16 protein-coding genes, 1 tRNA gene and 1 pseudogene are annotated in these 22,439 nt (G+C 68.4%); 6 read left to right on the forward strand and 12 right to left on the reverse strand.

The features are described 5' to 3' along the window. The 3 genes from VG502_RS07445 to VG502_RS07455 all read right to left on the reverse strand — a co-directional run. Positions 1–605: GTP-binding protein (locus VG502_RS07445; protein WP_325549452.1), on the reverse strand; the 605-nt coding region annotated here is incomplete at its 3' end. Between the two features lies 1 nt (position 606). Continuing rightward, positions 607–1,908 carry an L-seryl-tRNA(Sec) selenium transferase gene (gene selA, locus VG502_RS07450; protein ID WP_325549404.1) on the reverse strand — a complete coding sequence of 434 codons (1,302 nt, stop codon included), beginning with the start codon at positions 1,906–1,908 and terminating at the stop codon, positions 607–609. A 34-nt stretch (positions 1,909–1,942) separates the two neighbouring features. Next, a tRNA-Sec gene (locus tag VG502_RS07455) sits at positions 1,943–2,038 on the reverse strand. A 158-nt stretch (positions 2,039–2,196) separates the two neighbouring features. On the opposite strand from VG502_RS07455, the gene selD reads away from it, so the two are divergent. Then, complete coding sequence (selD, locus tag VG502_RS07460) at positions 2,197–3,186, forward strand: selenide, water dikinase SelD (protein WP_325549405.1); 990 nt, start codon at positions 2,197–2,199, stop codon at positions 3,184–3,186. A gap of 247 nt (positions 3,187–3,433) precedes the next feature. On the opposite strand, the gene nrfD is transcribed toward selD, so the two are convergent. Genes nrfD through VG502_RS07495 form a run of 7 tightly spaced genes read right to left on the reverse strand, consistent with a single transcriptional unit; the run spans position 3,434 to position 13,420 of the window. Beyond that, positions 3,434–4,525 carry an NrfD/PsrC family molybdoenzyme membrane anchor subunit gene (gene nrfD / locus VG502_RS07465; protein ID WP_325549406.1) on the reverse strand — a complete coding sequence of 364 codons (1,092 nt, stop codon included), beginning with the start codon at positions 4,523–4,525 and terminating at the stop codon, positions 3,434–3,436. Next, complete coding sequence (locus VG502_RS07470) at positions 4,522–5,601, reverse strand: 4Fe-4S dicluster domain-containing protein (RefSeq protein ID WP_325549407.1); 1,080 nt, start codon at positions 5,599–5,601, stop codon at positions 4,522–4,524. The genes nrfD and VG502_RS07470 overlap by 4 nt, the downstream gene beginning before the upstream one ends. Next, on the reverse strand, positions 5,594–8,863 hold the full coding sequence (gene fdh / locus VG502_RS07475) for a formate dehydrogenase (RefSeq protein ID WP_325549408.1): 3,270 nt from the start codon (positions 8,861–8,863) through the stop codon (positions 5,594–5,596). The genes VG502_RS07470 and fdh overlap by 8 nt, the downstream gene beginning before the upstream one ends. Before the next feature lie 47 nt (positions 8,864–8,910). Beyond that, positions 8,911–10,266 (reverse strand): hypothetical protein, encoded by a 1,356-nt coding sequence (locus VG502_RS07480; RefSeq protein ID WP_325549409.1) that lies wholly within the window; start codon positions 10,264–10,266, stop codon positions 8,911–8,913. A gap of 9 nt (positions 10,267–10,275) precedes the next feature. Beyond that, positions 10,276–11,625: a hypothetical protein gene (locus tag VG502_RS07485; RefSeq protein ID WP_325549410.1), complete on the reverse strand. Its 1,350-nt coding sequence runs from the start codon at positions 11,623–11,625 to the stop codon at positions 10,276–10,278. A 5-nt stretch (positions 11,626–11,630) separates the two neighbouring features. Continuing rightward, complete coding sequence (locus tag VG502_RS07490) at positions 11,631–12,455, reverse strand: ABC transporter permease (protein WP_325549411.1); 825 nt, start codon at positions 12,453–12,455, stop codon at positions 11,631–11,633. Further along, positions 12,452–13,420: an ATP-binding cassette domain-containing protein gene (locus tag VG502_RS07495; RefSeq protein ID WP_325549412.1), complete on the reverse strand. Its 969-nt coding sequence runs from the start codon at positions 13,418–13,420 to the stop codon at positions 12,452–12,454. The genes VG502_RS07490 and VG502_RS07495 overlap by 4 nt, the downstream gene beginning before the upstream one ends. 126 nt (positions 13,421–13,546) lie before the next feature. Between VG502_RS07495 and VG502_RS07500 the strand changes: the two genes are divergently transcribed. From VG502_RS07500 to VG502_RS07510, 3 genes are all read left to right on the forward strand, one after another. Next, positions 13,547–14,815: a glycosyltransferase gene (locus VG502_RS07500; RefSeq protein WP_325549413.1), complete on the forward strand. Its 1,269-nt coding sequence runs from the start codon at positions 13,547–13,549 to the stop codon at positions 14,813–14,815. A 106-nt stretch (positions 14,816–14,921) separates the two neighbouring features. Further along, complete coding sequence (locus VG502_RS07505) at positions 14,922–16,304, forward strand: condensation domain-containing protein (protein WP_325549414.1); 1,383 nt, start codon at positions 14,922–14,924, stop codon at positions 16,302–16,304. Then, a complete protein-coding gene (locus VG502_RS07510; protein WP_325549415.1) occupies positions 16,304–17,644 on the forward strand; it encodes a condensation domain-containing protein in 1,341 nt (446 codons plus the stop codon). The genes VG502_RS07505 and VG502_RS07510 overlap by 1 nt, the downstream gene beginning before the upstream one ends. 4 nt (positions 17,645–17,648) lie before the next feature. Here the strand turns inward: VG502_RS07510 and VG502_RS07515 are convergent, their stop codons facing one another. After that, on the reverse strand, positions 17,649–19,058 hold the full coding sequence (locus tag VG502_RS07515; protein WP_325549416.1) for a condensation domain-containing protein: 1,410 nt from the start codon (positions 19,056–19,058) through the stop codon (positions 17,649–17,651). Positions 19,059–19,198: 140 nt separating this feature from the next. Next, a pseudogene (locus VG502_RS07520) lies at positions 19,199–20,248 on the reverse strand (LLM class flavin-dependent oxidoreductase). A gap of 95 nt (positions 20,249–20,343) precedes the next feature. Between VG502_RS07520 and VG502_RS07525 the strand changes: the two are divergent. Together VG502_RS07525 and VG502_RS07530 are read left to right on the forward strand one after the other, a co-directional pair. Then, the gene (locus VG502_RS07525; protein ID WP_325549417.1) at positions 20,344–21,858 is read left to right on the forward strand and encodes a purine-cytosine permease family protein; all 1,515 of its coding nucleotides are present in this window, start codon (positions 20,344–20,346) and stop codon (positions 21,856–21,858) included. A gap of 1 nt (position 21,859) precedes the next feature. Next, positions 21,860–22,411: a cysteine hydrolase family protein gene (locus VG502_RS07530; protein WP_325549418.1), complete on the forward strand. Its 552-nt coding sequence runs from the start codon at positions 21,860–21,862 to the stop codon at positions 22,409–22,411. Positions 22,412–22,439: the final 28 nt, after the last annotated feature.

Below are 22,439 nucleotides of genomic sequence, written 5' to 3' on the forward strand. Positions count from 1 at the left end.
GTCCCGGCAGTCAGCGTGCCGGTCACGACTGTTCCCGCACCCTTGACGGCGAACGACCGGTCCACCCAGAGCCGTATTCGATCGTGCACCAATGGTTTTGGTGCGGTGCGAAGCACGTCGTCGAGCGCCGCTGTGAGCTCGGTGATGCCGCTGCCGGTTCGTGCCGAGACTGGGACGATCGGTGCGTCGTTCAGCCCGGTGTCGGCCAACTCACCACGGACCTGCTCGACGACCTCCGCCACCCGGCCAGGCGCTAGGTCGGTTCTGGTGACGGCCACCACCCCGCGCTCGATGGCCAGCGCGCGGATCGCGTCGCGGTGCTCCGCGGACTGGGCGCGCCAACCCTCGTCGGCGGCCACGACGAAACAGACCACCGGTGCCGGGCCGAGCCCGGCGAGCATGTTTCCCAGGAATCTCTCGTGTCCAGGCACGTCGACGAAGGCGACTTCCGCACCCGATGGCGTTGTGGTCCATGCGAATCCGAGATCGATGGTCAACCCGCGGCGCTTCTCCTCGGCCCACCGGTCCGGCTCGATGCCGGTCAAGGCCTGGACCAGCGTGCTCTTGCCGTGATCGACGTGACCGGCGGTCGCTACGACATACATCTCACTGATCCAGCGCGGCACGAACCGCGTCGGTCAGCCGCGCGTCGTCGGCCTCCGGGACACATCGGAGGTCGATCAAGCAGCGCCCGTTGTGAACTCGCGGCAGGACAGCAGGATCGCCTGTCCGCAGCGCGGGCGCCACAGTGTCCGGAAGCGCAACCGCCCACCCGGGCAGCGGCACACCGGGAGCACCGCCCCCACCGACGCGGCCGTCGTGCTCGACGACCGATCCGCCGACAGCGGCCGCCAGTGCCTCGGCACGTGCACGCAGGCGGTCGCGGTCGGCATGCAAGGCAACCTCCACCGGAGTGGCCGGGCCGTTCAGCGTGGCCTCCAGCGCGGCAAGCGCGAGCTTGTCGGCACGCACGGCACGCGCCAGTGGGTGCCGACTCAGCGCCGCCACGATTTCCTTGTGCCCCAACGCGATTCCGGCCTGCGGTCCGCCGAGCAACTTGTCACCACTCACCGTGACCAGGTCCGCGCCGGCGGTCAGGGCCGTCTGGACATCCGGCTCGTCGGGCAGCACCGGGTCCGAGCGGAGCAGCCCGCTGCCGAGGTCCGCGATCAGCGGGACGTCGTGCCGCGCTGCGACCGCGTGCAGCTCGGAGATCGTGACGCCAGAGGTGAATCCGGAGACCACGTAGTTGCTCGGATGCACCTTGAGGATGCAGCCGGTATCCTGGCTGAGCGCGTCGGTGTAGTCCTGCAGGTGGGTGCGGTTGGTGGTGCCGACCTCCCGCAGCCTGGCACCGGTCGAGGCGATCAGGTCGGGCAACCGAAAGCCTGCGCCGATCTCGATGAGTTCGCCTCTGCTGACAATGATCTCGCGGCCCGCGGCGAGTGCAGTGGTCGCGAGCACGAGCGCTGCGGCCCCGTTGTTGACGACCAGTGCGTCCTCCGCGGGCGGACAGTGCGCCAGCAGGGCCGCCCGGGCCGCGAGGCCGCGCTTCGAACGCACCCCCTCCTCGAGATCGAGCTCGACATCGACATACCCCGCGGACGCGTGCACGGCGTCGATCGCCGCCGGCGACAGCGGAGCCCGACCGAGGTTGGTGTGTATGACGACGCCGGTGGCGTTGAGCACCGGCCGGAGAGAGGCGGCGGTGCCGCGCGCGAGCGATGCGGCGAGCGCCGACGACACGTCCTCGGGCGCGATCTCGCCGGCGCGTGCGCGCTCCTGGGCTGCGGTGACGGCTCGGCGTACGACCGTCATACCGAGCCGATCGGTGGCGTCGCGGACGGCGTCGGAGGCCAGCAGCGTGTCGGTGCGCGGAATGCGACTGCGCGGATCCTCAGCGGACACTGGCACCTCCGTCATGCTCACCGAACTTCGCGTATGGCGGAGACGGACGGGAATCGAACCCGCCAGACCGAGATGCTCGGCCTCACCGGTTTTGAAGACCGGGGGGCCCACCAGGAACCCTGACGCCTCCACGGCCAACCTACCCGCGCCCGTCAACCCGGCGCCCCGACACCCCGCGAGTGACGGCTTCTTCGCCGAGCGACGGCGCGATCTGACCGCCATTCGGCGAGGAAGCCGTCACTCGGCATGGGTGTCGGTGGGACAGCGCCCGGGGTTAGGGTCGGCGAGGTGACCAGCATCGACGCCATCCGCCTCACCGGGTACGCCCACGGAGGTGGTTGCGCCTGCAAGATTCCGGCCGGTGAACTGGAGGATGCGGTGCGCGGGCTCACCGGGCAGGCCGGGCCCGACGTCCTCGTGGGCGTCGACGACGGGGACGACGCGGCGGCTGTCCGGGTGCGGGACGACCTCGCCGTCCTGTCGACCGCCGACTTCTTCACACCGGTGGTCGACGACCCCTACGACTGGGGTCGCATCGCGGCTGCCAATGCCCTCTCGGACATCTACGCCATGGGCGGCCGGCCGGTCGTCGCGATCAACCTGGTCGGCTGGCCCCGCGAGGTGCTGCCGATGGAGCTGATGACCGAGGTCCTGCGCGGTGGTCTCGACGTCGGCAAGCAGGCGGGCTGCCCGGTGATCGGCGGTCACACGATCGACGACCCCGAGCCGAAATACGGTATGGCGGTCACCGGCATCGCCGACCCGAATCGCCTGCTGCGCAACGATGCCGGGGCTGCCGGCATACCGCTGACGCTCACCAAACCGATCGGCGTCGGGCTGCTGAACAACCGGCACAAGCAGACCGGCGAGATCTTCGAAGCGGCCATCGCCACGATGACCACGCTGAACGACGTGGCGGCCCGTGACGTGATCGCCGCGGGCATCACGGCGGCGACTGACGTGACGGGTTTCGGGCTGCTCGGCCACCTGCACAAGCTGTGCCGCGCATCCGGCATCGGCGCCGTGCTCGACCGGGCCGCGGTGCCGGCCGTGGACGGTGCGCTCGACGCGCTCGCCGGCGGTTACGTCTCCGGCGGCACTCGCCGCAATCTGGACTGGGTGCGTCCGCACCTGTCCGCCAGTTCCTCGATCACCGAGGATGACCTGCTCTTCCTGGCCGACGCGCAGACGTCGGGCGGACTGCTCGTGGTGGGCGAGGTTCCCGGCTATCCGGTGATCGGCCACACCGTCGCCGGCTCCGGCATCGAGATCCGCTGACCCACCCCCGACCCGCCGACGAGACTCTCCTAATCCCGTCCCGACCCGCCACCGAGACTCCCCTACTCCCTCCCCACTGAGAGAACCCTCCTTGCCGAGAGGACACCCGTTTACCGAGAGGACACCCCTTTGGGGCCCTCACAGGGTCAAATCCGGTGTCCTCTCGATATTTGCGTGTCCTGTCGGCATGAAGGAGGAGGAGGACGCGAGGAGGCGGCGGCGGCGCCGGAGGACACGGGCGAACGAATCAGCCGACTGTCGTGATCGAGTCGTCCGTGACGCCGGACGCGCGGCGCTGGTTGAGCCGGTTCCGTTGCGGAACAACGGTGTAGCGCGGATCCTTGGCCGACTCGATGCCCGCCTCGAGCACGCCGAACCGCGTGCAGGCCGACGCGCCCAGCAACGCGAGGCCGGAGGCCGCGGCAAGCGCGCGATGACGACCACTCACCACGGCGCCGAGCCCGCCGGCGATCGCGAGTCGCTCGCTCCAGCGCAACAGTGTGCCGGGCCGGCCCTGGTGCAGCGGCTCGGCCGCGACCGGGTCCATGCGGGACTCCATGTAGCGCGTGGCGATCACATCACCGACCACTCCCATGACCGCGAACGCCCGTGCCGGCCCGGTTTCCCGCGTCGGCGTCGTGACCATCGCCAGGCCCCCAGCCGCCAGACTCGCCGAGCTGACGAAGACGAAGGGCAGGTCACGATGCGCGGCGTTCCACGTCGGATTGGCCGTGTCCGACAGCAAGACCGCGGTGTATGCCGCAAGCGGTGCGGCCAGTGCCGCGGCCGCTGCTCCGGCAACCGGCTCGACCGCGCCGAGGCCGCGGCGCAACGGGCCGGGCAGCAACCGGCCGCCGGTCAGCTTGTCGAGCTCGGGAACGACGGCCACACCCATGCCCCCGCTGTATGCCGCCAGGATCCACGAGCCCACGCTCATCGGCGAGGTCAGCTTGACCGTGCGCAGCATGTTGTAGAAGCGATCGGGCCGGCCGAGATCCTTGACCAGGGCGGCACCGCCGATCGCCACCGCAGCGATGGCCCCCAGACGAGCGTTGCGGCACAACAGTTTTCGGCCGGTGAGCTGTGCGCCGTAGGCCAGCATCCCGGAACCACCGGCGACCCCGCCGAGGAAGAGGTAGGCCGCGATCTCCGGGCCCCACGGAGGCGGCTTGACGATGCTCCGCCCGTAGTAGGACGTGAATTCCACGTCCGGCACCATCAGCATCTCGGCCGAGCCGTCGGTGCGTCCCGGCCGCTTCTTCCGGCGCAGCTTGCCGAACCGCCTCCCCCTGCGCTCGGGCTCGGGCGGCCGGAACTGGTCGTAGGCGGAAACCGTCACCGGGCGCCTCCCACGAACGCTATTGCGGCTGCCGCCAGCATGCCGGCCGCAGCCATCCCCGCGCGCCGGAACATCACCGGCAGGTCCGCAGTCGGCACCCGTGGGTCCGGGGGCAGGCCGTAGGTCTCCGGCTCGTCCAGCAGTAGGAACATCGCACCGGTCCCGCCGACGCCGTCGAGGTCGTTGGCGCCATACAGGCGAGCCTCGGTGAGGCCCTGGTCGTGCAGTTGCCGGACCCGATCACGTGCAGTGTCAAGGAGATCCGCGTGATCACCGAACTTGATCGACGTCGTCGGGCAGGTCTTGGCGCAGGCCGGGGTCTCATCGTCGACCAGCCGGTCGTAACAGAGGGTGCACTTCTGCGCGACGCTGCGCTTGGGCACGTCGGGCTGCTCGCCCTTCTTCTCCCCACCGCGTGTCGTCGGCGCCGCGGTGCCGTCGCTGCGTCGCTCGATGACACCGAAGGGGCAGCCCGCGACACAGGTGCCGCAGCCGTTGCACACGTCGTCCTGGACCACGACCGAGCCGAACTCCGTGCGGAAGAGTGCCCCGGTCGGGCACACGTCCAGGCATCCGGCGTGGGTGCAGTGCTTGCACACGTCGGAGGCCATCAGCCAGCGGAATTCGGGTGTGTCGGGCGGCGCGGTGTGTTGGTCTCGATACGCTCCTTCGTCGCTACTCGACCCGCTTTGGTCGCTACTCGACCCGCGATCATCGCGGACGGTCGGCATACCGAGATCGACCAGTTGGCGCCCGGATTCGCGTGCCGCCTCGATGCGTGAGCGGTCCTGCTCGATGAACGCGACGTGTCGCCAGGTGCTCGCTCCGAGCTGCTGGGTGTTGTCGTAGGACCAGCCGGTCAGCTCCAAGTCGCCGTCCCGCGGGTTGCGGTTCCACTCCTTGCACGCGACCTCGCACGCCTTGCAGCCGATGCAGATCGAGGTGTCGGTGAAGAAGCCCTTGCGCACGTGTCCGCTCGGCCAGTGGGCATCGGCGGCGGGGTCGGTCGGGCCGGCGAGTTGGTGGTGCGACCCGCGTGCGTACCCGCTCACCGACTGGGTGCGCTGACTACTCATCTCCGGCACCTTCCTCGCGCACGTCGGTGACCCGCTGGTTGTCAGTCTGCACGGTCACCCCCGCACGTTCGTTGTATGACGCAAGGAGCGCGTCGGCCTCCGCGCCGTGCGGCCGGCGCCCGGCGATCACATCGCACGACCCGACCTTCGACTCCTGGATCTGCACATTGGGGTCCAGGGTGACACCGATCAGGTCGTTCGCCGAGTCCCCGGTGACGAGCGCATGGTCCCCGACGCCCCAGTGATAGGGCAGTCCGACCTGGTGCACGATGCGACCACCGACGGTCAGCGGCTTCATCCGATCGGTGACCAGGACACGTGCCTCGATGACCGCCCGCGGCGACACGATCGTCGCCCAGCCCTCATTGACCAGCCCGCGCTCGGCCGCCAGCTGCGGCGACACCTCGCAGAACATCTCCGGTTGCAACTCCGACAGGTACGGCAACCAGCGGCTCATGCCACCGGCGGTGTGATGCTCGGTCAACCGGTAGGTGGTGAAGACGAACGGATAGACCTCCACACCGGGCTCGCCGGCACTCGGAGCACCGAGATTGTCCGCGCGGGGGAAGATCAGTCGTGCGGGGCTCTGCTGCTGTGCGTAAAGACCGTTGCGGACCGGTGACTCCTGCGGCTCGTAGTGCGTGGGCAACGGGCCGTCGACCAGGCCCTTGGGTGCGAAGAGCCAGCCCTTGCCGTCGGATTGCATGATGAACGGATCGTCTCCGGTCAGCGCCGCCGGCCCGCCGACGGAGGGGTCGGGCCGGCTGTGCGGAGCACGGTCGACCGGGAAGTCGGGCACATCGTCGCCGACCCACTTCTGCTCGTCCTCGTCCCACCAGATGTACTTCTTGCGGTCGCTCCACGGCTTGCCGTCCGGGTCGGCCGACGCCCGGTTGTAGAGGATGCGGCGGTCCGACGGCCAGGCCCAGCCCCACTCCGACTGGCTCACCCCGGATCCGCCCTGCGGTGTCCGGCGCGCGGCCTTGTTCTGGTCGCCGGCAAAGACGCCCGCGTAGATCCAGCAACCCGAGGAGGTCGATCCATCGGCGGCGAGTTCGGTGTAACTGGAAAGCAATTCGCGCTCACCGGTCTCTGTCGGACCGTAGCCATTGATCTCGCGCAGCACCGACTCGGGATCCGGGTTGCCGTGCTCGTCGGTCGGGTAGTCCCAGGTCATGTCGAGCAGCGGCCGGTCCCGATCGTCACCGGTTGCCGCGACCAGCGCCCGGATCCGCTTGCCGAGCTCGAAGAAGAAGTCCAGCTCGCTCTGGCACTGACCCGGCGGTTGGACCGCCTGGTGTCGCCACTGCAGCATGCGCTGGGTCTGGGTGAACGAACCCGCCTTCTCGACGTGCGTCGCAGCCGGCATGAAGAAGACCTCGGTGTCGATGTCCTCCGTGCGCACCTCGCCCGACTGCACTTCCGGCGAGTCCTTCCACCAGGTCGCGCTCTCGATCAGGCTGAGGTCCCGCACCACCATCCATTTCAGGTGCCGCATGCCCTCGCGCTGCAACTTGCCGTTGGCCGACCCGACCGCGGGGTTCTGGCCGAGCACGAAGTAGCCCTCGACCTCGTCGGCCAGCATGCTCATCGCCGTCTCGTAGGTGCCGTGCGCGCCCGTCATACGAGGCAATCGATCGAAGTACCAGTCGTTTTCGGCGGTCGCGGCGTCTCCGAAGTAGGCCTTCATGAGGCTGACGAAGTAGGCGTCGGAGTTGGCCCAGAAGCCCTTCTGCTGCTTGCTGCCGATCGCATCCAGGTAGTCGGGGAGGTTGTCGTGCGGGCCGGCCATCGGCATCGGCAGGTAACCCGGCAACAGGTTGAAAAGCGTTGGTATGTCGGTGGATCCCTGGATGCTGGCATGCCCGCGCAGCGCCATGATGCCACCGCCGGGACGGCCGACGTTGCCCAGCAGAAGCTGCAATATCGCTGCGGTCCGGATGAATTGGGCGCCGAGCGTGTGCTGGGTCCACCCGGTCGCGTAGGCGAAGCAGGTCGTGCGATCCCGACCGGAGTTCTCGGTGACCGCCCGCGCCAGGTAGTCGAAGTCCTCCGCGGAGATCCCGCACACCTCCTGCACCATGTCGGGCGTGTAGCGCGAGTAGTGCCGCTTGAGGATCTGGAAGACGGTTCGCGGATCCTGCAGGCTCTCGTCTCGTTCCATGGCGGCATGACGCATCGGCGGGCCACCGCTGCCGTAGGCGTCGCCGGGTGCGGAGTCCGGATGGGCGTGCTGCTCCTGCGGGTGTGCGGTGGCGTAGCCCCACGACGACGGGTCGTATGTGCCCGTCTCCGGGTCGAATCCGGAGAAGAGGCCACCGAGGTCCTCGGTGTCGCGGAAGTCCTCGCCGACGAGGGTGGCGGCGTTGGTGTAGGCGACGACGTAGTCCTTGAACCACAGGTCGTGCGTAATGACGTAGTTGATCAACGCACCGAGCAGCGCGACGTCGGAGCCGGCCCGGATCGCGATGTGCCTGTCGGCATTCGCCGAGGTTCGTGTGAAACGCGGGTCGACGTGAATCACCTTGGCGCCACGCGCTTTTGCCTCAGCGACCCACTGGAAACCAACCGGGTGCGCCTCCGCCATGTTGCCGCCCTGCAGCACGATGCAGTCGGAATTGGCCATGTCCTGCAGCGTTTGGGTGGCGCCGCCGCGCCCGAAGGAGGTTCCCAGACTGGGAACCGTGGCGGAGTGTCAAATGCGGGCTTGGTTCTCGATCTGTATGGCGCCGGCCGCCGTGAAGAGCTTCTTGATCAGATAGTTCTCCTCGTTGTCCAGCGTCGCACCGCCCAGCGATGCGATGCCCATGGTGCGCCGCAGGATCCGACCGTCCTCGTTGCGCTCCTGCCACGTGTTGCGGCGGCTGCGGACGAACCGCTCGGCGATCATGTCGATCGCGGTGTCGCGATCCAGGTGCTGCCACTCGGTTGCACGCGGCGCGCGGTAGAGCACGTCGTACTGACGGCCCGGCGCGTTGACCAGCTGCTCACTCGCCGCGCCCTTGGGACACAACCGGCCCCGCGACACCGGTGAGTCGGGGTCGCCCTCGATCTGCACGACCTTCTCGTCCTTGACGTAGACGCGCTGGCCGCAGCCGACGGCGCAGTAGGGGCAGATGCTCTGCACGACCCGGTCTGCCGCGGCGTTGCGCGACTGCACGGCGCGCGTCTTCGCGGACGCCACAGCGGGCCCTCGCCCGAGGTAGTCCCCGGAGCGCAACTGCCGGAAGACCGGCCACTCCAACGCGCTGAATCGACCCACGCGCCAACCCTAGCCCCGAAAGCACGCAGATTTCGAGGGTCGACGGATTACCAGCTGCGCAGCGGCGTGATGCCCCAGCGCCGCAACTCCTCGGCGACCAGCGCGGCGAGCCGGTCCCGGTCAGGGATGCGGTCGGGGTCGAGCGCCTCGACGGTCAGCGTCATCCGGTCGCCGAACTCCTGCAGCCACGTCGTCACGCCACCACCGGCTCCGCGCAGCAGCTCGGGCGTGATGTTCCGGTGCACCCCGCGACACATCATCGACAGCGCAGTCGGGCCACCGAGACCGCCCCCGGCGGCCGTCATACGACCGAGGTTCGACACAGCAACCAGTGACGCCGGCATACCTTCGACGACCTTGCGTATGACGGCGCGCGGCAGCACACGAGCGACGGGTTCGAGGCGTTCCATCACCGAGGTCTGTGTCGGGTCGGCCACCCGCTGCAGCTCATGCTTCGTCGCGGCGCGCACACGGCGCAGGTCGGTGTAGCGGTCGGCGGTCACGTGCACCGGGACGGACGCTCCGCCGAGCATGTTCGAGCGGTAGTCGTTCTCCCCGCGCCGGCGCACGGGCATCGCGACCCGAAGCGTTTCGTCCTCCCGGGCGAGGCCGGCCGCCACCGCCAGCCCCGCGGACAGCATCAGCAGCAAGCTGTTCGGCGTGCCGCCGCGAGCGTCGGCCGCGGACTGCCACGCATCGCTCGCCATGTCGATCGCCACGAACGGTGGGACGTATGACGATCCGACGTCCGCCCGCAGCGCCCGGGCGGGACCACCCGACGCCTTCGCGCCATCGCGCTCGGACGAACCACGCGACCGGCGCACCGCCCGCACCGCAGCCATCAGGCCACGGCCGGCCGCGGCATACTGCCGGCCCGCATCCCGCAGGTCGTCCCGCAGTCGCACGTCGCCCGCGGCGGGCCGGTCGTCCGGGACCCGGGGCAGCGGTGTGCCGGTCACCGCGGCGTCGACGGCCTGCAGGATCAGGCCACCGTCGGCGATCGTATGGCGGGTGACGAGCGACACCAGCTGACCGTCTCCAACGACCGGTGTCGCCGACAGCCACCAGCCGGGGCCGCGCACCGGATCGACAGGAGCCTGCAACTGCTGGTCGCACCAGGCCATCAGGCCTTCCGGTGGGACCGGGTCCGATTCGATGGTCAACCGGTCACTGGCCGGAGCGGGCACCCAACGCCGACGTGCTCCCGGGACGCGCGACCCGACCGCGAGTCGGCTCAGTGGACCACGCTGCAGTCCGTGATGGATCGAGCGCAACGCCTCCGGCGACAGGGGCGTGGGCAGCCACCACGTGTGCTGGGATGCAACCGGAACCTCGAGCAGGTCCTCACCGAGGAAGTATGCGTCGTCACCGAAGGTGAACCGATTGTCGTGAACCTCTACCATCGCTGATCCTCACCAGAACGTAGGTGCGAGAGACCATTTCGCGGCCTCTTCGGTGATCGCCCGCTGCACCGCAGCACGGTTCGGCCACAGGTCGGGATCCATGCTGAGCACGCTCAACATGGCGGTGCCGGCGGAGAAGGACAGCCACACCGTGAGTCCGCCCCGGGCGGCGCGAAGCTGCTCCACGGTCGCGTGTTGCACCGCCATACGCACGGCGACCTGGCCCGGTGTCGATGCTCCGAGCGTCGCGACGTCCTGCGGAAGCTCACCGAGATTGGAGCAGGTCAGGACTGCAGCCGGTTGGCGTAGGGCCAACGAACGCAACACTTTTCGCGGCAGCAGTCGAACGATGGGCGTGATCAGGCGCAGCAAATCGTCGCTGTCCCGATCCGGATCCGTTGCCCGCGTGAGCGCGTCACGCGCCGCACTGCGGATGGGGCGCAGGTCGTCATACCGGCTGCGATCCGTGCCGACCGCCAGCGTCGCTCCGATGGTGGCAATGGCGCGCCGGTCGCCGGACGTACGCACGGTCACCGGCATCGAGACCGGGATCTCGGGCACATCGTCGATGCGGCCGGCAGCCTCCAGCAGCCCGACCCCGATCGCCACGAGGAGCGAATTCGCCGACCCACCACGGAGATTCGCTGCGTGATGCCAATCCTCCGCGGAGAACGCCGCGAGCGCGTATGCCGAATCCTCCGCGTCCGCAACGGGTATGACGGCAGGACGTCTCGGCTGCGGAGGCGGCGTGCGGCGATCCACGGCACCGCGACCCTTGCGGTTGCGCGCCGTCAGGCGGACCGCGCCGGCCAGGCCCCTTCCGGCGGCGACCAGTTGACGCGCGCCGTCACGGACATCGTGCAGTCTGCTCGGCACCACCGCGTTGTCATCGGGCAACCTGCCGATGTCCCTGCCGGTCACTGCCGCCTCGAAGGCGGCGTTGATGCCGGTGCCGTCCGAGAGGGTGTGCGGGGCAGTGAACGCCACGACATGACCGCCGTCATCCAGGGGGACGGCCGAAACCGTCCACGGCGCACCGGAATCCGTGTGGAACTCACGGTCGATGTCATGGTCCAGCCACTCGATCAACCGTGCGGGATCGATGGTGTCGTCGATGCGCAACACCGGAGCGGACGGCGGCGCCGCGAACCAGGTGTCGCGAGCGAACGGCGCGCCCGCCCGATGCAGACGCCGGGTCAGCGGTCCACTCCGGAGGCGGTCCACGACCTTCTTCAGCCGGTCCGCGTCCAGCGGGGTGTCGAAACGCCAGATCATCTGGTTGATGACGGGCAGGTCGAGCACCTGCTCGGCCAGCACGAAGGTCTCCTCCGCCGAGGTGAGGCGGTTGTCCTCGGACATCGGGGTCACGTCTTCCTGATGTAGGCGCGCACCGCGATCGGCGCCATCACGAGCATGATGAGGGTTGCCCCGACGAGCGACCAGACGATGTCCATCCCGACCGTGCCGTGTCCGGCGAGTTGCCGCACCGCGGTCACCAGATGGGACACCGGGTTGATGTCGGCGAGCCATTTGATCCAGGACGGCATGTGCGCCGTCGGCACCAGGGCATTGGAGATGAAGGTCATCGGCATCAGGACGAACATCGAAGCGCCTTGCACAGCAGGCGCACTCGGCATACGCACACCGAGGAACGCGAAGACCCAGCTGAGTGCGAATGCCGTGTAGACGACCAACAGGCAGCCGAGCAGCAGCCCCGGCCAGCTGTCCGGCCGATAACCCATGAGCAATCCGACGAGGACAACCATGAGCGACGCGACGACGTAGCGGACGACATCGGCAGTGAGGGCCCCGACCAGCGGTGCGATCCGGGCGATCGGCATCGACCGGAAACGATCGAACACTCCGCGATCGATGTCGTCGCACAACTGGACCCCGGTGTTGACCGTCGCCGTGACCGCAACCTGCACCAGCACACCCGGCACGAGGTCGGGCAGGTAGTTGCTCACGCTGCCGGCAATGGCACCGCCGAAGATCCCGGCGAACATCGCGGTCAGCACGATCGGGAGCGCGACGACGTCGAACATCAGGAACGGGTTGTGGCGGATCTTCAACAGGCCGCGCGCGGCGAGCGTGCATGATGCCGCGGCGGTGGCGGAGACTGTCGGGCGCCGGTGGGGAGTACGTCGGCGCCGGTATTGCGAACGGGTCTGAGCGGTGGCATCCGTCATGCGGAGTCCCCTCGCGGACTGCCGGTGAGCTGGAAGAAGACCTCGTCCAGGGTCGGCTTGTGCACCCCGACGTCCTCGACCTCGATCCCCTTGTCCCGTAAGCCGATCAGCACGTCGGTGACCAGCGATGCGTCGTTGACGGGTACGGCCAGAGTCCCGCTGCTCTCGGTCTCGACGTGGTGGCCGGCGAGCTGCTCCATCACCTGGCGGGCGGTTGGCCGGTCGGCGTCGTCGCGCAGCGCGAGGCGCAACGTGCCGGAGCCGACGGACGACTTCAGATCGTTCGCGGATCCCTCGGCGACGACTTTCCCGTGGTCGATGACGACGATGTTGTCCGCGAGTTGGTCCGCCTCTTCGAGGTATTGCGTCGTCAGGACCACCGTCGACCCGCCATCCACCAGGCGTCGCACAGTGCCCCACATCTGTTGCCGGGTGCGTGGGTCGAGTCCGGTGGTGGGTTCGTCGAGGAAGATCAGTGGGGGCTCCGCAATCAGGCTGGTCGCCAGGTCGAGGCGCCGGCGCATGCCACCCGAGAAGTTCTTCAGTGCGCGGCCGGCCGCGTCGGTCAGCGAGAACTCCTCGAGCAGCTCGTCACATCGTCGTCGAGCGCCCTTGCGCGTGTAGCGCAACAGCCGCGCGAAGATCAGCAGATTTTCGCGTGCGGTCAGTTCCTCGTCCACAGAAGCGTATTGGCCTGTGACCCCGATCACCGAGCGCACTCCGTGGGGATCGGTGCGCACGTCATGTCCGAAGATGCTGGCGCTGCCGCCGGTGGCCGGCAGCAGCGTGGCCAGCACTCGCACGATGGTGGTCTTGCCCGCACCGTTCGGGCCGAGCAGCCCGAGCACCGACCCCGTCGGGACGGTGAAAGTGACGCCGTCGACCGCGACGAAGTCACCGAAGCGAACGGTCAGGTCTCGCACGTCGACGGCGGTGCCGTGGTGATCGGCGGGACTGGGAACCATGGCGGCCATGGTGCCGCATGGGCCACCTCAACGGCATCTCCTGAGCGGTCCGTGCGACGAGAATCACCTTTCCCGCACTCCGACTCTCTTTATGCGCCTGCCGTCATTCGTGATTCGCTACACGGCATGCGCATACTGATGCCGTTCCTGGGCAGTCGCGGCGATGTTCAGCCGGGCGTGGCGCTCGCACTCGAGCTTCGCCGCCGCGGACACGATGTCCGGCTCGGCGTCCCGCCGAACCTGGTCGACTTCGCGCGGCGAGCCGGAATCGACGTGCTGACAACGGGACCCGACTCTGCCGCGCTGCTGGAGTCCGAACTTGTGCAACACCGCATCAAGTCGGCGAACCCGCGCACTCGCTGGCGCGGGCTCTCCGAGCTGGGCACCTTCGGTTGGACCGAACTCGCGCTGACCCTCGATGACGAAGCGGCTGACTCGGACCTGATCGTCTCCTGTTTCCTCGGTCAGGAAGTTGCGCGCGCACTCGCGGACAAGCACCGCCTCGCGCAGGTGGCGATGCACTACTACCCGATCAGGCCCTCCGAATCGGTGCACCTGCTCCCGGATCCGCCGTTCGCAGCGGAGTCCGTCCATCACCTCACGTGGTGGCTCGCCGACCGCTCGTGGCGCCTGATGACCCGACGCGGCGAGGATTCCATGCGAGCCGAACTCGGCCTCGGCCCGTCGCGAACATCGGTCGCCCGTCGTATGACGAACACCGGATCGCTCGAGCTGCAGGCCATCGACCCGATCCTCTTCCCGCAGCTGGGCGATGAATGGGGCGTACGGCGACCGCTCGTCGGCTTCCTCGACCTCGCCCCCGAGACGCGCGCCGCACTGGACGACGACGGCGACGGCGACGGCGAGCTGGACGCCTGGCTGGACCAAGGACGTTGCATCTATTGGGGATTCGGCAGCATGCCGGTCGCATCCCCCGAAGACATGGTGCAGATGGTGCGGGAGGTGTCTCAGCGACTCGGGTGCCGCGCATTGGTCGCCGCGGGCTGGTCGAACTTCGCCGACTCGGGCGACGACGATCTACGGATCGTGCGTTCCGTCGACCACCACCGAGTGCTCCCCCGGTGCGTCGCCGCCGTCCACCACGGCGGAGCAGGCACCACGGCAGCAGCCCTGCGCGCCGGCATTCCGTCCCTGATCAGCTGGTTCAACGCCGATCAGCCCCTCTGGGGTCGACGCCTGGCAGCACTCGGCGTCGGCGACCACCGGAGGTTCCGCGACCTCAGTGCGGACGAATGTGTCACCGCACTCACCCCGCTACTGGCCACCGCGACGCAGGATCGGGCTCGCAAGCTGGCCGGGCGGTTGATCACGCCGGCGGACGCCGTTCGTGCGGCAGCCGATGCGGTCGAACTGCAGGGCTTCGCCCGCTCATGACGCAGGTTTGTGTGCAGAGGTTACGGTGACGTAACCTCTGGCGCGGGGGCCCGTCACCCGTTCTGTTTCTCGCACCACGCCGCGTCTGTGCGAAAGGAGCCCTGCAGTGGAATACACCGAACTCGCCGACTATCAGATCTACGCCGGTTCGGTCGCGTTCTGGCGAGCCACCTCCACGACGCCCAGCACGGACGCCGCTGACGAGCGGCCCCTGTCGCCACAGCACGAGAAGCACGTCAAACAGTCGAGCAACCCATCCGAACCTTCCTGGATCGGAACGGTTTTCGAGATCAATCAGGCGTTCGATGCCGACGCGGTCCGGCGCACGCTGCTCGCCTGGCACGCGAAACATGAGTCGTTCCGCACCATGGTGGCTCACGACGACACCGGCCTGCATCGCGTCACCTACCGTCCGGAGAGCCTCGAGCTGACCGCACGTGACGCCGGCACCCACGACTCGGTGGAGCGGGTCTATGACGTGATCTCCCGCTTCTTCGACCACACCGTCCGCTCGGACACCTGGCCGCATCTTGTCGCAGCGACGGTGGTGCCCACGAACCAGGACGAGGGCTCGCGGTTCCTCCTCGCGTTCGCGGCCGACCACTCGGTGATGGACGCGTACTCGCAGCTGATCGCCGTGTCCGAACTCGACCGGTTGTATGCCGCAGCGCTTGCCGGTGAGCCGCTGGCGACCGAACCTGCACCCAGTTACGTCGATTTCAGCGTGGCCGAGCGCGCTCGTGCCGCTGTTGCCGATCACGGGCACGAGACCACGCGCCGGTGGGAACATTTCCTCGCACCACGGGAGCCACGGTTCCCGGCCTTCCCGCTGCCGAACGACCCGTTCACCGATCTGGCTCTTCCGCAGCGCAGCATCTCCCGCTGGCTGGTGCCCGCCGATGTCAGCGACGGCATCCACGCGCACGCCCGAGAGCTCGGACACGGCATGCAGTCCGCAGTGCTCGTTGCCCTCACGGCAGCGATGCACCGGGCGACCGGCACCGCGGACCCGCTGAAGTTCGTCATGCCGATGCACACCCGAACCCCTGAATACACAACATCCATGGGCTGGTTCGTAGGCATCAGCCCCTTCGAGCTCGGCCTGGCGGACACCTCGGACGTGCGAGAGCAGCTGCGCCGCGCCGACGTGGCGTCGGCGCACATCCGTTCCGATGCACAGATCCCGTTCGCATCCATCGCCGATCTGCTGGGCATCGACTCGGCGCCCCGTTTCGTGGTCTCCTTCGTCGACGTCCGCCACCTGCCCGGTGCCGCACAGTTCGACGCGGCGCGCGCCCGTGCGCTGCGCAGCATCCGGTACTCCGACGACGAGTTCTACTTCTGGGTCGTGCGGGCCCGCGACGGCATCAACGTGTCGGTGCGTCACCCGAACAACCCCACCGCGACCCGTGGCGTCGAGCGATACCTCCGCGAATTCACCGCAGTTCTGCGGGAACTCGCGGAACAGCCGGTACAACTGACCGCCTGATGCGGCTCACGACCGCGGCTCAGCTGACGCCACCACCAGGGCAGCTCCTGCACTGCATCCCGGTGCCGGTGACGCAAGCTCGTCCACTGCCCGACACGCCACCGTCGTTCAACCAGGTCAACCACGCGCTCGCCCGTGGGGACACCGGTGGCTGGCTCTGCGTGACCCTGCGGATGCCCGAGCAGGTCGACAGGGCGGCATTGCAAGCCGCATTTCGCGGGCTCCTGTCCCGGCACGAGACCCTGCGCACCCGCGTCGATCTCACCACCGGCACACCGACAACGGTGAGCTTCGGCACCGAAATCGATTGCTACGTGCGGGAGTCCAGCCTTCCCGATGACCCCTCGGCGCGCCATGCTCAACTGCTCGCGCTCATCGACGCCACAACACACTCCACGACGGGTCCGAACCTCTTCGGCGCAGCCATCGAGGAACCGCAGGGGACCTACATCGTGCTCGCCGTCGACCACGGCATCGCCGACGCCGTGTCGATGCCGCTGCTCGGCCGCGACTTCGTCCAGCTGTATGGCGCCTCCCTCCGCCACAGCTCACTCGACCCGTCCGGCGCCGGCCTGCCCCCGGTCGGCTCCTTCCTGGACGCATGCCGTGTCGAAGCCGCGGATCACACCGACCCCGATGATCCACGCATCGCCGAGTGGCACGACGTGTTTCGACGCAATTCCGGTGGCCTGCCACGGTTTCCGCTTCCCGAGGCGGCCCGGCGCAGCGACGGGATCGCCGCCATCGAGCTGCGCCATACACTCACCGCGGCGCAGACGTCCGCGGTCGAGCGATGGGCACGCGCCCACGACGCCCGACTGCCGGCGTGCCTGCTCGCCGTCTGCGCGCACGCCGTTCATCGCGTGGGATTGGGCGACGAATTCGCAACGCTGCTGCCGGTCGGCACCCGGAGTCGAGCGGACTGGGCCGAGGCCGTCGGCTGGTTCGTGAGCAACGGCCCGGTCCTCATCCCCGGCGACCTACCGCTCGAACGCTCCGTCATACACGCACAGCAGCAGGTCGAGCGCGCCCAGCTACTGGCCGCGATGCGCCTGGGCGACGTGATCGCCTTATACGCACCGGGATTCACGCACACCGGTGATGTGGGGATGGTTTCCTACGTCGACTACCGGCGCATCCCCGGCCACGAGCTGCATGCAGCGCTGCGGATGACACAGGCCAGTCCGGACGCGCCGACGACCGACGTCCAACTGTGGTGGGTCCGTGATGCCGCGGGGCTGGCGCTGCGCTGCCGCCTGCCCGATACGGCCGGGGCCCGACGCATCGTCGGAGACTGGCTGGACCAGATCGAGCGCAGTCTGCGACAGCTCGCCGACTGACCGGTCAGGCCTTCTCCGGGCCCGTCAGTTCCATTGCGGCACGGGCGGTTTCGACATCCACCGGTTCCCCGGCAGCGACCGCACGGATCAGCTCGGTGATCGCCCGGAAGTAGTGGTCGATGCTCGCCGCAGCCCGCGGATTGTCGGGGTAGCTCATCAGCGCGTAGGTGCGATCGGTGCGGCGATTGATCCACAGCGAAACATCACCGGTCGTGCCGGGCCCGCCCAGCGCATGGATATCGTCCACGCCGGGCAACTCGGCACCGGGCAGGCGCCGCATGTCGAGGTAGGACACCATCGGCGGCACGGCAGTGGCGCCGACCTTCACGCCGCCGAACTTCGCGGCGTAGTCGACGATCGCGCGGGCCGGGACATCGGTTGCGGCCTTGGACCGTTTCATCGACTTCTGAGCCCTGCCGACGAGATCGTCGAACGTCGCCCCCTTCGGCACCCGGAAGGCGATCGGCACGAGATTGATGAACCACCCTTGTGCCATCGCGTATTTCGACTCGGATCGGGTGGCGATCGTGTTGAGTGCCAGATACGCGGGACGCCCGGTCAACGCCACGTCGATGAGCGCGAGTATGCCGAACAGCCCGGCGCTCGCGCCGCCACCGTGCGCCTTGCACCGCTGCTCGAACGCCTGCATGGTGGCGGCGTCGGCGAGGGTGCGGTTCGTCCGGGTGGACGGTGCGGTCCCGCCGGGCTCGAGGCCGATGTCGAGCGGTGTGCTGGGCATCTTGTTGCGGACCGACAGCAGCGCCCGCGCCCAGACGCGCACCGCCGGGGTGCGCCAGGTCAGTCGTTCCGAAAGGGCGCGTTCCTGCTCGCTGAAGTCGACGTAGCTGCCGACCTCCTGCGGTTCGGTGCCCTCACCGTGTGCCTCGAGTTGATAGATCCGGAAGATGTCGTCCACACCGAGCGTGAGGGAGACACCGTCGGTGAAGGAGTGGTCGACGCCGTAGTAGACGGTGAATCCGTCGGCCCCGTGGTCGATCGCGCCGGCCGCGAAGGACGGCCACGCCAGCGGACTCGTCCCGGCCGCGAAGCGTTCGGCGACCGCGGCGCGCGCTGCGTCGGTGTCCGGGGCGGTGCCGGCACCGACGAGTTCCAGCTCGACCTGATCGGCGGGCAGTGCGCGGCGGGTGAACGTCGTCCGATCGTCGATCCGGTCGCTGTCGGGCTCGAACCAGCTGAGCAGGGCACCGTGGCGGGTCACGAAATGCTGCATCGTGCGCTCGAACGCGTCCCGATCCAGCGGTTGCGGGACGTGGAAGGAGAACGCGAGCCAGGGCGACCATGCCACGCCCTTCGCGCGCCGATCGGCGGCCGTGCGGATGTGCGACTCCTGCAACAACGACGGCCTCGCAGGGACGACCGGAGCCGAGCGGGTGGCCGCGAGTGTCGCTTCCATGGGTCGCACCTCCAGCACTTCCCCGGGGCGGGGATGCCATGACCCGATCGATGTCATCTCCACGGCGAAAGCCCGTCCGTCATACGCACCCGATCACTGTACCTACCGGGCGGTAACCACCAAACTCGCGCAACTGCGCCCTAGGCGGGTTCGTCGCCTCGGACCGGGCCCTCGGTGTTCGGCCGCCAGCCGAGCGCCGGCGCGACGTGCTCGGCGAAGGCCTGCAGCACGTGCAGGTTGTAGTCGACACCGAGCTGGTTCGGAATCGTCAGCATGACCGTGTCGGCAGCCATCACCGCGGCGTCGCCGCGTAGCTGCTCGATCAGCTTGTCGGGTGCATCGGCATACGTCTTGCCGAACGTCGACCGATAACCATCGATGATGCCGACCTGGTCGGAGTCGCGGGCGCCGCCGAAGTATGCCGCGTCGCGCTCGTCGACGATCGGGAAGATGCTGCGGGAGACGGAGACCCGCGGACGGCCGCTGTGACCGGCAACGACATACGCCGTGCGGAAGCGGTCGATCTGCTCGCGCTGCAGGTCGGCGAACGCCTCGCCGTTCGCCTCGGTGAGCAAGGTGGAGGACATCATGTTCAGGCCGAGTTCGCCCACCCACTCAGCGGTTTCGCGGGAGCCGGACCCCCACCAGATGCGGTCACGCAGGCCGTCGGAGCGTGGCTCGATCCGCAACCGGGTGCCCGGTATGGCGCGCTGCGGGTCCGCGTCGACCATCCCTTCGCCGTCGATCGCGTCGAGGAAGGTGACGAACTTCGCGCGTGCGATGTCACCGCCGCGCGGATCCTGTGCGCCGGTGTAGCCGAACGCCTCATACCCGCGCATCGCCGTCTCCGGAGAACCGCGCGAGATCCCGATGGCCAGACGCTGGTCGCTGAGCAGATCGAGCGCGGCTAGCTCCTCGGCGAGCTGCAGCGGGTTCTAGTAGCGCATGTCGATGACGCCGGTGCCGACCTCGATGTGCTGGGTACGCGCGGCGATCGACGACAGCAGCGGGATCGGTGAGGCGAGCTGTCGCTCGAAGTGATGGACCCGGAAGTAGGCGCCGTTGACGCCGATCTCGTCCGCGCCGACGGCGATCTCCACCGACTGCTTCAGTGCGCTCGCAGCGTCCGGGGTCTGTGACCCCCGCACGCGTCCGTAGTGACCGAAGCTGAGGAACCCGAATGCCTTCATGGAAAATTCAACAACCTCTCATGGGCGACTGTTCCCACTCGTCATACGGCTTCAAATGCTGCGACTTGGCCCCACCGTTCTGCCATGATCCCAAAATGACCGAAACCCAGCAGGACGTGCGGCGGCTCGGTGTCGAGCGGACCGGCATCGAGATCATCGAGGAGTCCGAGCGGACCGCGCAGCCGCGGGATCTGTTCTGGCCGTGGTTCGCGGCGAACGTGTCCGTCTTCGGGATCTCCTACGCGGCATTCGTGCTCGGCTTCGGGATCTCCTTCTGGCAGTCGGTCGTGATCGTCGTGATCGGTGTCGTGCTCAGCTTCGCGCTCTGCGGTGTCATCGCACTCGCCGGCAAGCGCGGCTCGGCGCCGACGATGATCCTGTCGCGGGCGGCGTTCGGGGTCACCGGCCAGAAGGTCCCCGGCGTGATCAGCTGGCTGACGTCGATCGGGTGGGAGACGTTCCTGACCATCAACGCGACGCTCGCCACCGCGACCGTGATGCGCAAGCTCGGCTGGGGCGGTGGCACCACGACCAAGATCATCGCCTGCATCGTGGTCGCCGCTCTCGTCGTGCTCGCGTCCGTCGCCGGCTACCACATCATCATGCGGATGCAGTCCTGGCTGACCTGGATCACCGGTGTCATCACCATCGTCTTCGTGGTGATCGCCGCCTCGCACATCCACTGGTCGCAGGTCACGGCCATGCCCTCCGGCAGCTGGCAGCAGACCGTCGGCGCACTGGTCATGGTGATGACCGGATTCGGCCTGGGCTGGATCAACATCGCGGCCGACTGGTCGCGCTATCAGCGACGGGACGCCTCCGGGAGTCGGATCGTCGCCTGGAACACCTTCGGTGGCGCGGTTGCCCCGGTCATCCTGGTGATCTTCGGGCTGCTGCTCGCCGGATCCGACAAGAAGGTCGCGACCGGCATCCTGGACAACCCGATCGGCGCGCTGGCCGAGATCCTGCCGACCTGGTTCCTCGTGCCGTTCCTCATCGCCGCGATCCTCTCGCTGGTCAGTGGCGCCGTGCTCGGCATCTACTCATCAGGGCTCACCCTGCTCTCCCTCGGCGTGCGGATCCCACGCCCGGCGGCAGCGCTGGTCGACGGCGTAATCCTCACTCTCGGAACGATTTACGTCGTCTTCGTCGCGGAGAGCTTCGCCAGTCCGTTCCAGTCGTTCCTGATCACCCTCGGTGTCCCGCTCGCGTCGTGGGCGGGCGTCATGATCGCCGATATCGCACTGCGGAAGCGGTCGTATGACGACGACGATCTCTTCGACCCGAAGGGCCGCTACGGCAACTGGGACTGGACCTCGATCGGCATCCTGGTCGTCACGTCGGTGATCGGTTGGGGGCTCGTCGTCAACAACTACGCCCAGGATGCCTCCTGGAACAACTGGCAGGGCTACCTCCTCCATCCGCTCGGAATGGGCACGTATGACGCGAAAAGCGCCTCGTGGAGCGGTGATTGGGCCTATGCGAACCTCGGTGTCATCGTCGCGCTGATCCTGTCGTTCGTGGCGGCATACCTCTTGCGGCGCGCGAAGGTGGCGCGTCAGGAGGCCACTCCCGAGCAGAGCACCGAGCCCGTGGCGGTCAAGGCCTGACGTGCAGACAACACACGTTCCTGCACCGGCCGACGACTGGCTGATCGTGATCGATGCGCAGGCGATCTTCGCCGATCCGCAGACGTCACAGTGGGGTTCGCCGATGTGGGCCGAGGTCGTGCCACGGATCCGTGATGCTGTCGAGCAGTATGGCGACCGGGTCGTCTTCACCCGGTTCGTGGCCGACCCGGCGCCCGAGGGCTCCTGGGCGGCCTACTACGAGGCGTGGCCGTTCGCGCAGCTTCCGGACGCGGACCCGCTGTACGCGCTGGTGCCCGAACTCGCCGGATTCGTCACCGACGGGACGCCGGTCGTCACCATGCCGACCTTCGGCAAGTGGTCCGGGTTGGCCGAAATCGTCGGCCCCACAGCGCAATTGACTCTTGCCGGCGTATCCACGGACTGCTGCGTCCTGTCCACCGCGCTCGCTGCCGCCGACGCCGGAGCGACCGTCCACGTCGCGTCCGACCTGTGCGCCGGCTCGACCCCGCAGAACCACACCCGGGCGCTGGCGGCGATGGAACTCTACGGCCCGCAGATCACGATCACGTGACCCACCACACCCTCATACCGAGAGGACA

It is taken from the genome of Flexivirga sp., assembly GCF_035551235.1.
In the GTDB taxonomy this organism is placed as follows: Bacteria; Actinomycetota; Actinomycetes; order Actinomycetales; family Dermatophilaceae; genus Flexivirga.